Below are 13,421 nucleotides of genomic sequence, written 5' to 3'. Positions count from 1 at the left end.
CGCAGCGGTGAGGATGTGGTCCTTGGGAATACCGGCCTCCTCCAGGGATTTGATCGAGCCGTCGGTGCGTTTTTTACCGGTGTCGAGTTCGTTGAAGGTGTTGATCACCGCATAGGTATCCTTCCAGTCCCAACCGCGTTTTTTCGCTTCGGCGGCCATGGCGGCGCCCTGCTTCTGGCCGACTTCAAACGCGGCCATGCCCAGGTACGGCACGTCTTCCATGAAGTTGCCCTTGGCATCGACAAAGCGGTCATCCACGGCCATCACTTTCAAACCGTTGACCTTGGCCTTGGCGACAATCGCAGGGCCCAGGGACACGTCCGGCGGGCAGATCACGAAGCCTTTGGCGCCGTTGGCGGCCAGGCTGTCGATGGCCGACAAGGTTTTTTCGCCATCGGGCACGGCGATCTTGATCACGGTAAAACCATGCTCCTTGCCGGCTTTTTCCGCGAATGCCCACTCCGTTTGAAACCAGGGTTCCTCGGCCTGCTTGACCAGGAAACCGATCTTCACTTCTTCAGCCGGTACCGAGCCGCAGAACGCCATCGCCAGCGCCACAGCACCGAGTGTTTGCTTGAACATGGACCACCTCCTTCTTGTTATTGAAAAACGCTTTAGTCGTGGTACATCACAGACCGCCCGCCATCGATCATCAGGCAAGTGGCGTTGATAAAGGGCGCCTCGTCGGTCGCCAGGAACAGTGCTGTCATGGCCACTTCGATGGGCTGGCCAATGCGTTTGGGCGGGTGCAGGTCGAACGCGCGCTGGCGTTCGGCGTGGGGATCTGGGAAACCGTTCCAGTAATCGACGTTGAGCTGGGTTTCGATATAGCCGGGGGCGATGGCATTCACGCGGATGCCCTTGGGCGCGTACTCGACGCCCAGGGCACGGGTGAGGCCGAGCAGGCCGTGCTTGGCGACAGGGTAAGGAAAGCAACCGGGAATGATGTGACTGGAATGGGTGGACGCGATATTGATGATGTTGCCGATGCCCTGCTCGATCATGTGCGGCAGCACCGAACGGCAGCCGTACCATGCGCCGTCGAGGTCGATGGCGAAACAGCGGCGCCAATCCTCGTCGCTCATCTCCAGGGGGTCACGGAACACGTTGACTCCGGCACAGTTGACCAGCACATCCACGCGGCCAAAGCGCTCGATGGCCAGGTTGACCAATGCCTGCCACTGATCCTTGGAAGTGATATCAACCGGTTGGGCGTAAACCTGCGCACCGTGTTCGCGCCAATGAGCGGCGATTTTCTCGACTTTGTCGCCCTGGATATCGGCAATGATCAACCGCGCCTGCTGGGCCTGGAAACAGGCAACGATGGCTTCGCCAATGCCTTGGGCGGCGCCGGTGATGATCACCACCTTGTTCTTCAGCCGCTCACCGTAAGTGGGCTCGGGCACGGCGGGTAGGGACAACGGTTGCGCCTGCATCGCTTCACCTTTTTATTTTTTGTAGTGAGTGCTGATGCTGGCGACTATAAACCCATCGCCTGAAATATCTCAATATATAAATTATCGTCCCACATAATGAGAAAAAGTTGAAAAAATGGATCTTGGGTGTTTACAGGAATGAGGCTTCAGCCTTGGGCGAAGTCGCGCAGGGCATCGCCTTCCATGCGATAACGCACCCATTCTTCCTGAGGCTGGGCGCCGATGGACTTGTAGAAGGCAATCGCGGGCTCGTTCCAGTCCAGCACGCTCCATTCAAAGCGCCCGCAACCATTGTCAAAGGCGATCTTGGCCAAGTGGCGCAGCAACTTCTTGCCGGCCCCGCCGCCGCGTTGTTCCGGGTTGATGTACAGGTCTTCGAGGTACAGGCAGTTACTGCCCAGCCACGTCGAGTAACTGAAAAAGAACACCGCAAAGCCAATCGGCAAGCCGTCGCGCAAGCAGATCAGGCCATGGGCCGTGGCGCCTTCGCTGAACAGGCTGCGTTCGATATCCACCACGCTGGCGATCACTTCATGCCGGGCTTTCTCGTACTCGGCAAGTTCAGTGATAAAGGTCAGGATCTGCGCAGCATCGCTGGGCACGGCGGGGCGAATCTCGATGGTCATGGGCGAGCCTTGGGCAAATTCAAAGGCCACATACTAAGACGGTTTGATTGCCGTTTGCAGTGCAATTGATGCCAATAAGCGCGTTTCACTCCGGCGCGGGGTGATGCAAGCATCAGCAACCACAGAACTTAGCCGATGGGCGCCCATGGTAAACAATGAGCATAAATCCAACGATCAGAGACCTGCTCATGCACGCTACGCCACCCGTGGGCACGAAGACATTCGCGCTGTTCTGCCTCGCCAGTTTCCTGTTGTCGCTGTCTTACGGCTCGACCTTCTTGTTGTCACTGCTGATCCATGCCCGTGGCGGTAATGAACACGACGCGGGCAGTGTCATTGCCACAGCGATGCTCAGCACCTTTGTAGCGGTGGTCCTTTCCGGGCATCTGGCCGATGCGCTAGGCGCGGCGCGAGCGATTTCGAGCACCGGTTTATTGTTGGTGGTGGCCTGCCTGGGGTTTGCCCTGACGCCAGGGTTTGGCCAAGGCTTGATGCTGTTTGGATTGTCTCTTGGTTTGGGCTGGGGCGTGTTCTATACCCTGGGCCCGATCATCGTGACGCTGCTGGTGGAACCGCGCCAGCGGGCCAAATATTTCGCATTGCTCTCGGGCAGTATGTTGAGCGGCATAGGTTCCGGCCCTTTGCTGGGACGCGCCACCACTGCGCTGGACCTGCCCCTGACCATCGCGTTTTATATCGCCGGGCTCGCCAGCCTCGCCGGGGTGGTGATGTTCTGGCGCATGGGCTCTCGGTTGCGACAGCACGCGAATGTGCCAACCGCCAGGATTTCCTGGCGCGCAAGCCGCCGCGTACTGTCTTCCAAGGCAGCGTTCGCCATCCTGATGGTCGGACTGGGCGGCTGCGTATTCGGGGGGCTGTCTTCGTTCCAGACCAGCTATGCCGTGGCGCATAAGCTGGACTATTCGCTGTTCTTCGCGGGTTTCCTGACAGCGGCTATTACCAGCCGCCTGCTGATCGCCGGTTTCGTGGTCAAGCGCGATGCGTACCAGGCTGCCTGCGTGTTATCCGGGGTGATGTTCGGCGCGATCGCGCTGTTCGCGTTTGGTGTCAGCGGTAACCTCAGTTATGTGCTCGCGGCCGCCACGCTAGGGATCGGGTATGGCCTGACGTATTCGGTGATTAACGGCCTGGTGGCCAACGAAGCGCCCAGCGGCACCACTTCCCAGGCGTTGTTGCTGTTCAGCCTGGCGTACTTTATCGGCGTCTTCGGGTTTCCCTGGCTCGCAGGCAAGATCATCGTCGACTTCGGCCTTGCGACAATGATGCTGAGCGTACTGGTGATCGCCGCACTCAACTGGGCGATCACGGTGGCGCGCTTGATAGCGCGCCGAGTATCGGCACATAAAGTGATACATGTGAGCTGATACCGTTCGTCGCCATCCCGGCACGATCAGCAATCGCGGGCAGACCAATACAGGGTAAGGACATTAATCATATGGAGACACCCTGATGAAAAATTCCAAATTTGCTGCCCTCGCCCTCACCGGCCTGTTGTCTGCCGCGTCCTTGAGCGCCTTCGCGGCGAGCTCGACCACTGGCCCCACCGATCCAACGCCGGACGCCACTACCGAATCGCAAAAATCCATGGGCACCGGCATGGACACCAACGGTGGCGCGATCATCGACAACAGCGCTGACCCACGCACCAAAGGCAACGACACCCAGCGCCAGGCACCGGCGGCCGTGGGCAACGGCAAGATGGGCCCAGGCACGAGCAACAATGAGCCGAAGGTCAACAAGGGCGACGACTCGAACATCCCGGGCGCGCAGAAACAACCAGCGCCTTGATACATCCCTGGTACGACCAACACCCGATCATTTCCCAGTGAAGAGGTACGCATGAACGTCGATAGAAACCTTGAAAAAGAAGTCCTCACCCGCCTGCTGCACGCCCATCCGCAAGGCTTGGGCAAGGAGGTGCTGGACAATTACCGCGGTGAAAAAGAGGTCGCCAGTGTCTTGGCGTTCCTGCAGGACCGCGGGCTGATCAAGGATGGGCATGTGACCACCGACGACGCCGGCGAATACGCGTTGAACCTGCCGATCAAGCTCACCGCTTCTGGTGTGGATGAGGCGCGCAAGCTAGACGCTCAGAGCACTTAGTAATCCATTTCTGGTCTGGCCCCGCGACTGGGGCCAGAAGGAGTTTTAGCGATGCCTCGTGGAAGCAAAGCCAAATACACCGATGAACAGAAACGCAAGGCCGCTCATATCGAAGACAGTTATGAGCATAAAGGGTTGCCCAAGGATGAAGCCGAAGCTCGTGCCTGGGCGACCGTCAACAAACAGTCCGGCGGTGGTGAAAAAGCCGGCGGATCAGGCAGGCGCAAAGCACCGGCCAAGAAAACCCAGGACCGGCAGGAATCCGCCAAGCGTGCCGCTGCCAGCCGTGAAGGCCACCCACGCAGCAGCCGTGCTTCGCTGAGTACGCAGACCAAGGAAAGTTTGATGAAAGAGGCGCGGGCCAAGGATATTCGTGGGCGCTCGACGATGCGCAAAGATGAGTTGATCCAAGCGCTGAAAAAAGCAGGCTAAGCGCAGACCCCATTGTGGGAGCGGGCTTGCTCGCGAATGCGGTGTGTCAGTCAGCACATGCTTCAACTGATACCCCGCATTCGCGAGCAAGCCCGCTCCCACAGGGTTGTGCGTATTTATTCAGCCAGCAATGCGTCGACTTCGGTGACGCCAGGGGAAGTGGCCGGCCCCCAGCGGGTTACCGCCAATGCCGCCGCTGCGTTCGCTCGACGCGCCGCCTCAACGGGTTTCAAGCCCTTCGCCAACCCGGCAATAAATACGCCAGCATGTGCGTCCCCCGCGCCATTGCTGTCCACGGCCTGAACCTTGAAGCCTGGTACATGCTCACTGTCTGCCCCACGCCCTACCCAGCAACCATTGGGTCCATCACGCACAACCAGCAGTGCCTGCAAGTGCTGATTCAGCATGGGCAGCGCCTGACTCATATCCGTCGCCCCGGTAAACGCGAGGGCTTCAGGGCCGTTGCTGGTCCAGATGTCGATACGCGGCAATAACGCGCGCATCAACACCGAGTCCGGCGCCTTGACCAACGGGCCTGGGTCGAACACCACCACGATCTCTCGCGGCAGCGCCAGCAGCCAGTCGAGCAACGGCTGCGCCTTACCTTCAAGCAGTAAGCTGTAGCCACTGACGTATACGTAGTCATCGACACGCGGGACGATCTGAGCCAAGTCGTCGGCGCTCAGTTCACCCTCGGCACCGAGATGGGAGATGAAGGTGCGTTCGGTGCTCGCTTCAGTCAGCGACACACACAACCCGGTATCTTTGCCAGCGCTGGCCGCCAAGGCCATTTCAATACCTTCGGCCTGCATCGCGGCGCGCGCCAGCTCGCCAAAGCGCCCCTCGCCATGGCGCCCCAGGTAAACCACCGGCAACCCATTGCGCCGCGCCGCAGCCATTACGTTGAAACCGCCACCGACTTGGAAACTGGCGGAGTTGGCCAGCACGTCACCGCCGCTTGCCGGCAGGGTGTCGAGGCTCATGACCAGGTCGACTATGACCTGGCCGGTGTGCAGCAATCTAGACATTGGCGCTCTCGACTAAAGCCGGACGACGGTCAGCCGCGCCGCCCAATACTGCATAGGTTCCGCCAGCCACCAGGAAGGTCACGATCCAGCCCAGGCCGTTATGGCCCAGCCAGGAATCGGACAGCGGCCCGGCAAACCAGATGTTTTCGGCGGTGGTGCCGATGGTGGTGAAACTGAAGCCCAGCACAATGGCCACCGCCCAGGCGCCAAATGCACGCCACTCCACGCCACCGCGATACCAGTAGGCACTGCTGGGGCTGACGTCCAGCAGGTCGGTGGGGCTGTAGTAATGACGGTGAATCAAGTCGACCACGAAGATCCCGACCCACGCCGTGATCGGCACCGCCAGCAGCGAAATGAAGGTAATGAACGGGCCATAGAAGCTATCGGCGATCAGCATGAAGTAGATGGAGCCGGCAAAAATCGCCACGATATCGACAATCACCGCATGCACGCGCTTGACCTTCAAGCCCAGGGTCAAGGTGGTGAGACCGGCCGAATACACCGACAGGTTGTTCGACAACAACAGCCCGCCGAACGCGGTAATCAGGTACGGCACGGCCATCCAGGTCGGCAGCATGTCGCGGATCGCGATGATGGGGTCGGTGGCCGATGCCAGGTCATTGTTACCCACCGACAACAGACCACCGAGGGTGATCAGTAGCACCAGCGGGATACCTGCACCAAACGCGGCGGAGGCCACCAGGCGCACGGCCTTGACGCTGCGGTGCTGGTAACGCGACATGTCTGCACCGGCGTTGGCCCAACCGATACCGGTACCGGCAGCCATGGTGCCTACGCCAATGATCATCGCGCTCAACGGCGCCGGGGTGGCGTTGAACACCGCGCTCCAGTCGATGGTGGCGCACAGAAAGCCGCCCACCAGAATGTTCAAGCCGCCGAATACGTAGGTGGCCCACTTCTGAATCACCAGCAACGTGGCGTGGCCCAGGCCCGATACGGCCAGGGTCAGCAGCACGAAGATGGCGATGAAGATCAGGGTGAGCAGCGGCGCGCTTTTCGCCTCCACTGCCGAGCCGAACAGGATGGAGCTCAACGACAACAACACGAAGGCTGCAGTGGTGGTGTTAACGGTTTCCCAACCCAGGCGCGACATCAGCGACACCAATGTCGGGCCGATATTTCCGCGCACACCGAAGATGGCGCGGGACAAGGTCAGGCTGGGCGCGCGACCACGGCGACCGGCGATGGAGATAATGCCCACTACGGCAAAGGAGCCAGCGGCGCCAAGAATCGCGACGATGATCGCCTGCCAGATGGCGAGGCCACGAAACGCCACCAGCGTTGCACCAAGGGGCAAACCGAGGATGCTGATATTGGCCGCGAACCACACCCAGAACAGTTGCAGCGGATGACCGTTGCACTCGCCTTCCGGGACCGGCTCGATGCCGCGTGTTTCCAGTTGCCCGACGCTTTGGCCGGAAGAAGGGCTGCTCATGAAAGGGTGCTCCTGGTGCCTGTATTGTTGTTGTGGTTGTGGCAGCGAGTCGAATCTTTATCCGGTCTTCCTGACCCAACGCTTTTTAATGTGGGAGCTGGCTTGCCTGCGATTGCGGTGGGCAACCAGCCCATCAGCCACTGGAAAACCGCTATCGCAGGCAAACCAGCGCCCACATCAGATTTGTGTTTATCGCAAGGCCAATAACCCTTGGACCAAGGTTTGCACATCCAATCCATTGACCCGCTTGACCTGTTCAACCAACGCCTCAGGCCAGCACTGCATGCCCAGGCACGCCCCCAGCATGGCGCCGAGGATCGCGGCGATGGTGTCGGTGTCTCCGCCCAGGCTGGCCGCCAGGCACAGGGCTTCGAAGGCATTCATGTCGCCGGACGCCACTTGCTGGGCCAAGGCAAACGAGACCACCACCGATTCCTGAGAAGCCACCGAAGTACCGATCAACTCGTAAAGCAGGTCGGCAAACAACGCTTTGTCGCCGCTGCCGACGCTCAGGGTGCGAGCCCAACTGATGCGGGTGGAAATGCGACCACCCGCGACCCAGTGACCATGGCTTTCGGCCTGTCGGGCAATCTGGGTGCCGATATTCAGGGCTTCACCCAGGTCCACGCCATTGACGCCAGCCGAGACCACAGCCGCCACGGCCGCAGCGCTGGAAATACCCAGGCTGGTGTTATGGGTAACCTGGCACGCCTGGATCACCGCCTGGACAAACCGCCCCGGGTCGCTGACATCGGCGGCGATGCCCACCGGGGTGATGCGCATGGCCGCGCCATTGGTAGTGCCGTAGCGCCCGGATTCTTCCGGGGTATGGCCGGCGAGGATCATGTCGATCGCGCGTTTGGTGGACGGCCCGAGCAAGTCCTGGGAACCCTTGGCGCGCATCCCCGCTTCCCAGTCGATCAGGCGCAGGGCAAGTACGGCGGGCTCGATCTGGCCCTGGCCTTGCACCAGTAACTCGGCAACCAGGATGGCTTGTTCGGTGTCATCGGTGATGGAACCGGCAGGCATGTTGGGCGCAATGGGCTGGTCGGCGTCGGCGTCTTCCAAGGCGGTGATGGCACCGAAGCGCTGTTGTACCTGCTCGCGGCTCAAGGATTGGGTGGGCATGCCCAAGGCATCGCCCAGGGCCAAGCCATAGAACGCGCCGAGTGCGCGATTTTCGCGGGTCATTTTGGCGCTCCAAACTGCAGGTGCAGGCGAAAGTGCAGCGGGTCGAGCAGGCTTTCGACATGCTCCATGAAACGCTCGCGACGATCATAGGTGGTGCGCGACGCCTTGAGAAATACCGTGCCGCTGGGGCGCCCGAGTAATTCGGCGTCTTCATCACTCAGGGGTTCGGCACCGATCCACTGGTCGCCGTCGGCCCCGACGTAGCCGTAGGCGGCCAGGGTGATGGTCAGGGAGTTGTCGATCAGGCCAATGTGGGGCAGGTTTTCCAGATCGCCAACGGCCGGCATCAACGAGCGCTCCAGCGACACCGCTGTACCGTCAGCCGTGCGTCGGAGGCGGTCGAGGGTAATGAACTGGTCGGTGCCGAAACGGCTGAACAGATCCGGGCGCGTCACGGCTTCGAAACGCAGGACGTCGGTGCTTACTTGAGCGCCCGTATCGGCCAAGGCCTGGGCCCAACCGCTGCGTTGGTCCAACACCATGCCGTCAAAGGTGACAATCGAACCGACGCCGCTCTGGGTGGCGATGTAGTTGCGACGCTTGAGCTCGGCCAGCGCCTCGCGCAGCGTGCCCCGGCTGACCGCAAACTCCTCGGCCAGTTGGTGCTCGCCGGGCAACAGGAAGCCGTCGGCCATGACCCCGCCCTCGATACGGCGGATGAGTTCGTCGACGACGCGTTTTTTCTTATCAAATCGAACATGTCTAATCATGTACAAATTGATAACCGAAAGCGCGCGTTTACCGCAAGAGGATTATTTCAGGCTGAAGCCAAAAACCGCCTCAGGGCTCCAGGCCGATGGGGAAAAACTCCCCGCTGCTCCAGACGCCAAGCCAGTTCTGACCGTTGATCGGACGGCTCACCGCCAGCTCCACCAACTGGTAAAAAACGTTGCGATGCACGAGGGCTTCGAGGTTGGTGCGAACGCGCACATAGGGGGCGGGTTCCTGGGTGATGGGGTCGGTCACCACCCGCAACGGGTGTTCGAGGCCTGCCTCGACCTGTTCGTCGACGTTGGTGGTAAAGCGCAATACCTGGCTTTCGCCCTGCCCTTGCACATCCAGGGTCACTGCGACAAACGGCGCATCATCGACGCGGATGCCGACCTTCTCCACGGGCGTCACCAGGAAATAATCATCGCCATCGCGGCGGATGATGTTGGAGAACAACTTGACCATCGGCTTTCGCCCGATAGGTGTGCCCTGGTAGAACCAAGTGCCATCGCGGGCGATGCGCATGTCGATGTTGCCGCAGAAATCCGGGTTCCACAGATGCACCGGTGCCGGCCCCTTGCCCTTGGGCAGTTGGGCCAATAAATCATTGGCCTTGGCGGAATCGGTCATGGCGGGCTCCTCTGTCTTACTGATCACTCATACCTAGCAAACCGCGGGCATATTGAGCCAGGGGGCGGGCGATCAAATCTTGTGGCGATGTGTCGTGGAACGTCAGTAAACCGCCACGACTGCGAATACGTGCAGTATCAATCAAATACTGGGTGCTGGTCTCGATCAACATGACTTGGATCACCCCGCTGTCCAGGCCAAGGCGGTCCAGGGCTTGTTGGTCGGTCCACTCGTCAGCGTTGCCGATACGGTCATCGGCTGCCGCAAAGCGGCAATACAGCAGGTAGTGGGCACCGGCGTCGCGGGCTTCGGCCATGGCCTGTTCCAGACCTTCCGGCTGGCGGGCGCGACGCACCATGGGGAAATATTCAACGAAGCCATTGAAGGCTTCCTCGGCCACCACATTAGGCCGCGGGTAGGCGCTGCCCGGCGGCACGAAGGCGCCCTGGGCGATAAACACAAAGGAGTCCGGCTGTATGCGCACCGAGGCAGTACGCCGCGTATCGCTGTGATCGAGCAGCCCGGCATCGCTCATCTGATAGCGGGTGCCTTCGGCCATATCACTGACGGTCATGCAACCGCCCAGGGCCAATGACGCCAGCAGCAAAACCAGACTACGCATCCTAATCCTCCAGAGGCCGGTGACAGGAAACCGGCGAATGGGGCGTGGGATGCAGAATCCGCGCCAGTCAGCTGCGCCACAAATCAAATGTGTGAACCCGCAATATCTGCTTAGCCACCAATGATCTTCATGATCGTGGCACCGCCGGAGAACGCCACTTCCTGCTTGTCGGCCAAGGCCTTCATCAACAAGCCCTGCAACGCTGGCAACGCTTGATGGCGCGGTTGACCGAGCAAGTCACCGACATAATGGCGATTGCTGGACGACAGGCAGCCATGCAGCCAACCGGTGGAGGACAACCGCAACCGCGAACAGGTGCGGCAGAACGGTACGCTCTCGTTGGCGATCACACCGAAGAAGCCCTTGCCCGGCACTTCGTAGCGTACCGCCGTCGCATCGACGGGTGCGTTGGCTTGCAGGTATTCGTGTTGCTCGCCGATCAGACTGAGCAGTTGTTGCAAGCTGACAAACTGTTGCAGGAACGCGTTGGAGTCTTTGGCCAGGTGCCCCATGCGCATCAGTTCGATAAAGCGCAGCTCGTAGCCACGCGCCAGGCAGTAATCGAGCAGCGGCATCACCTGGTCCAGGTTCTGGCCGCGCAACGGCACCATGTTGACCTTGATCTTGATTCCGGCAGCACTGGCCTGGTCCATGCCATCAAGCACGGTGGCCAGGTCGCCGCCACGGGCGATGCTGCGGAAAGCATCGGCATCCAGCGTGTCGAGGGAGACATTGATACGCCGAATACCGGCAGCCACCAGCAACGGCAGTTTGCGCGCCAGCAGTTGGCCGTTGGTGGTCAGGCTGATGTCGCTCAGGCCCATCTGCCCTACCGCCCCCATGAAGGCTTCCAACTTGGGGCTGACCAACGGCTCACCGCCGGTAATGCGCAAGCGCTCGATACCTGCCGCTTCGATCAGGTAAGCCACGCCTCGGGCCATGGCTTGGGCCGACAGTTCATCCTGGGCAGCCACCAGCCGCTTGCCGTCAGGCACGCAATAGGTACAGGCATAATTGCAGGCTGAAGTCAGGCTGATCCGCAAATTGCGAAAACGCCTGCCTTGACGATCAACGATCATGGATCACTCCGGCAGAGGATAATTCGGGCGCACTAAAAGCTGACTCATAACTCAGCTTTTAGCAAGGTCCTTGCCTGAGTATATTCCTGGGTTACTGCGCCTGGCAGTAAATCATTGCGCCGTCACTGTAGCGAATGACTTACGTGGCAGGGGTTTCGCCGCTCTTCTCGGCGCCCGGCAGTTCCGGGCTGTGCTTACGCTTGTTGCCCATGCGCACGCCGATGTCCATCAGGAATTGGAAGAAACCTTCCTGGTCTTCCAGCACATTGCTCCAGAACGGCGAGTGGTACAGCGCCACAGCGCCATGCACCAAGGCCCAGGCGGCGCAGTAGTGGAAATACGGCGGCACGTCTTCAAGCTTGCCTTCGCTGATACGGCCCTTGATCAACAGGGTCAGGCGCTCGAAGTTCGAGGCACGGATCTTGTGCAACTCCTCGACCATCTCCGGCACCTGGTGACCTTTGACCACCTTCTCTTCCAGGCGGTCGAACAGGCGGTAGCGCTGCGGGTCACGCATGCGGAACTCGAAGTAAGCGCGGGACAGGGCTTCCTTGTCTTTGTCGACATCCGCCGAGTGCAGCAACTCGTTCAAATCGCGCTCGTAGTCGAGCATCAGGCGCAGGTAGATTTCGGCCTTGGACTTGAAGTGTTTGTAGATCGTGCCTTTGCCGATACCCACGGCATCCGCAATCATCTCGACGGTGACGCTGTCTTCGCCTTGTTCAAGAAACAACTTGAGCGCGGTGTCGAGAATTTCCTGCTCACGGCGGCGAAACTCACGGACCTTACGGGGTTCTTTGTGCATGAGGAAGAGTCTGCAGAGGTCGGAAATAGGGAGGGTTGCGCAGGGCCATGGATACGTGGCGATACGATTTACCCGGTGCGAGGGATTATCCCGACTGAACGGTCGTTGGGCAATGTCTATGTGAACCCGCCAGGCACATAACTTTCAATGCGCCAACGATTTCGCTGCTATCAGTCAGAAATAACACGCAACACCTGAACTTGCCCATCAGCGCAATGAGAACTCAAGCGAAGGCCGCGTATTCCAAATCTGTTTAAAAAACGATCAATCACGACTGGACTGAATGGGATAGTGGTCAATACTTCAACTGTCGGCGCGACATCTCCCCCAAGTGACGCGTCGACCTGGGTACCGACGGACTGCGTGCCCTTGTTTTACTCCTAATGGTCTTAGCCCGGATTCCCCCCCCAGAACCCGGGTTTTTTTTGCCTGCGATTCAGCCGCTCTAACCGGCTACGTGGGCCAGCGGGAACAGGCGCTTGAAGTTCTCGGTAGTCTGCTCGGCAAAGCGTTCGCACGACTCGCCGCGCAGCATCGCCAGGTAATCAGCCACGTCCCGTACATATTCGGGCAAGTTCGGTTTGCCGCGATGGGGGATGGGCGCCAGGTACGGCGAGTCGGTTTCCACCAGCAGGCGGTCGGCAGGCACCTGGCGGGCCACATCGCGCAGCGCGTCGGCATTGCGGAAGGTGACGATACCCGACAGGGAAATATAGAACCCCAGGTCCAGGGCCGCCTTGGCCATGTCCCAGTCTTCGGTAAAGCAATGCAACACGCCAGCCTGCGGCAATGCGGCTTCACGTAGCAAGGCCAGGGTATCGGCACGGGCGCCTCGGGTGTGGACGATCACCGGCTTGCCCGTCTGCTGGGCGGCTTGCAGGTGCAGGCGGAACGAGGCCTGCTGCAACTCGGCAGCTTCAGGCTCGTAGTGATAGTCCAGGCCGGTTTCGCCAATGGCCACCACCCGCGGGTGGTTGAGTTCGCCCAGTAGCCAGTCCAGAGCCGGCGCTTCGCCAGGCTTGAGGTCCAGCGGGTGGATGCCCACCGAGCAGTCTACGTCGGCATAGCGATCAGCCAGGGCTTTGACGTCGGCGGCGTTGTCGGCGCTGACGCCAATGCACAGGAAGTGTCCTACCCCACGCTGGCGGGCAGCTTCAAGAGCGGCGTCGAGGGAGCCGCCGTGCTGGGCAAGGTCGAGGCGATCAAGGTGGCAATGGGAATCTACGAGCATAGGAATCAGGGCTTAAGTCACAAAAGAGGTAGGGCCAACGATACACC

At 60.3% G+C, this 13,421-nt stretch carries 16 protein-coding genes; 4 read left to right on the top strand and 12 right to left on the bottom strand.

Going from position 1 to position 13,421, the window contains the following annotated elements:
- The 3 genes from ODQ19_RS26065 to ODQ19_RS26055 form a co-directional block, all read right to left on the bottom strand.
- Nucleotides 1-582 (bottom strand): substrate-binding domain-containing protein (locus ODQ19_RS26065; protein ID WP_330211613.1); only part of this gene is annotated, 582 nt, incomplete at its 3' end.
- Nucleotides 583-614: 32 nt separating this feature from the next.
- Entirely contained in the window at nucleotides 615-1,436 is an 822-nt protein-coding gene (locus ODQ19_RS26060) for an SDR family oxidoreductase (protein WP_330211612.1), read from the bottom strand.
- 146 nt (nucleotides 1,437-1,582) lie between these two features.
- Complete coding sequence (locus tag ODQ19_RS26055; protein WP_116668186.1) at nucleotides 1,583-2,062, bottom strand: GNAT family N-acetyltransferase; 480 nt, start codon at nucleotides 2,060-2,062, stop codon at nucleotides 1,583-1,585.
- A 188-nt stretch (nucleotides 2,063-2,250) separates the two neighbouring features.
- On the opposite strand from ODQ19_RS26055, the gene ODQ19_RS26050 reads away from it, so the two are divergent.
- The 4 genes from ODQ19_RS26050 (at nucleotide 2,251) to ODQ19_RS26035 (ending at nucleotide 4,618) form a co-directional block, all read left to right on the top strand.
- A complete protein-coding gene (locus ODQ19_RS26050) occupies nucleotides 2,251-3,447 on the top strand; it encodes an MFS transporter (RefSeq protein WP_330211611.1) in 1,197 nt (398 codons plus the stop codon).
- An 85-nt stretch (nucleotides 3,448-3,532) separates the two neighbouring features.
- Nucleotides 3,533-3,871, top strand: coding sequence for a hypothetical protein (locus ODQ19_RS26045; RefSeq protein ID WP_330211610.1), 339 nt, complete (start codon nucleotides 3,533-3,535; stop codon nucleotides 3,869-3,871).
- Between the two features lie 51 nt (nucleotides 3,872-3,922).
- Nucleotides 3,923-4,186, top strand: coding sequence for a hypothetical protein (locus ODQ19_RS26040; RefSeq protein ID WP_330211609.1), 264 nt, complete (start codon nucleotides 3,923-3,925; stop codon nucleotides 4,184-4,186).
- Nucleotides 4,187-4,237: 51 nt separating this feature from the next.
- Nucleotides 4,238-4,618, top strand: a complete 381-nt coding sequence (locus tag ODQ19_RS26035) for a termination factor Rho (protein ID WP_330211608.1) — start codon at nucleotides 4,238-4,240, stop codon at nucleotides 4,616-4,618.
- A gap of 116 nt (nucleotides 4,619-4,734) precedes the next feature.
- Here ODQ19_RS26035 and ODQ19_RS26030 read toward each other — a convergent pair whose 3' ends face one another.
- The 9 genes from ODQ19_RS26030 to ODQ19_RS25990 all read right to left on the bottom strand — a co-directional run bounded on the left by ODQ19_RS26030 (nucleotide 4,735) and on the right by ODQ19_RS25990 (nucleotide 13,374).
- Complete coding sequence (locus tag ODQ19_RS26030) at nucleotides 4,735-5,646, bottom strand: PfkB family carbohydrate kinase (protein WP_330211607.1); 912 nt, start codon at nucleotides 5,644-5,646, stop codon at nucleotides 4,735-4,737.
- Nucleotides 5,639-7,105 (bottom strand): purine-cytosine permease family protein, encoded by a 1,467-nt coding sequence (locus tag ODQ19_RS26025; RefSeq protein ID WP_116668181.1) that lies wholly within the window; start codon nucleotides 7,103-7,105, stop codon nucleotides 5,639-5,641. The genes ODQ19_RS26030 and ODQ19_RS26025 overlap by 8 nt, the downstream gene beginning before the upstream one ends.
- 189 nt (nucleotides 7,106-7,294) lie before the next feature.
- On the bottom strand, nucleotides 7,295-8,296 hold the full coding sequence (locus ODQ19_RS26020; protein ID WP_330211606.1) for an ADP-ribosylglycohydrolase family protein: 1,002 nt from the start codon (nucleotides 8,294-8,296) through the stop codon (nucleotides 7,295-7,297).
- Nucleotides 8,293-9,006, bottom strand: coding sequence for a GntR family transcriptional regulator (locus ODQ19_RS26015; RefSeq protein WP_116668179.1), 714 nt, complete (start codon nucleotides 9,004-9,006; stop codon nucleotides 8,293-8,295). The genes ODQ19_RS26020 and ODQ19_RS26015 overlap by 4 nt, the downstream gene beginning before the upstream one ends.
- A 70-nt stretch (nucleotides 9,007-9,076) precedes the next feature.
- The gene (locus tag ODQ19_RS26010; RefSeq protein ID WP_330211605.1) at nucleotides 9,077-9,637 is read right to left on the bottom strand and encodes a DUF1285 domain-containing protein; all 561 of its coding nucleotides are present in this window, start codon (nucleotides 9,635-9,637) and stop codon (nucleotides 9,077-9,079) included.
- Nucleotides 9,638-9,653: 16 nt separating this feature from the next.
- Nucleotides 9,654-10,259 carry a DUF4823 domain-containing protein gene (locus ODQ19_RS26005; RefSeq protein WP_116668177.1) on the bottom strand — a complete coding sequence of 202 codons (606 nt, stop codon included), beginning with the start codon at nucleotides 10,257-10,259 and terminating at the stop codon, nucleotides 9,654-9,656.
- 110 nt (nucleotides 10,260-10,369) lie between these two features.
- Nucleotides 10,370-11,338, bottom strand: coding sequence for a GTP 3',8-cyclase MoaA (locus ODQ19_RS26000; RefSeq protein WP_330211604.1), 969 nt, complete (start codon nucleotides 11,336-11,338; stop codon nucleotides 10,370-10,372).
- Nucleotides 11,339-11,477: 139 nt separating this feature from the next.
- On the bottom strand, nucleotides 11,478-12,143 hold the full coding sequence (locus ODQ19_RS25995; RefSeq protein WP_003189287.1) for a TetR/AcrR family transcriptional regulator: 666 nt from the start codon (nucleotides 12,141-12,143) through the stop codon (nucleotides 11,478-11,480).
- Between the two features lie 445 nt (nucleotides 12,144-12,588).
- Complete coding sequence (locus ODQ19_RS25990) at nucleotides 12,589-13,374, bottom strand: TatD family hydrolase (RefSeq protein ID WP_116668175.1); 786 nt, start codon at nucleotides 13,372-13,374, stop codon at nucleotides 12,589-12,591.
- Between the last annotated feature and the right edge of the window lie 47 nt (nucleotides 13,375-13,421).

The organism is Pseudomonas sp. AM4(2022) (assembly GCF_036346515.1).
Taxonomy (GTDB): Bacteria; Pseudomonadota; Gammaproteobacteria; order Pseudomonadales; family Pseudomonadaceae; genus Aquipseudomonas; species Aquipseudomonas paracarnis.
The sequence above is the reverse complement of the archived record's forward strand: the minus strand, read 5'-3'. Positions and strand labels throughout refer to the sequence as shown.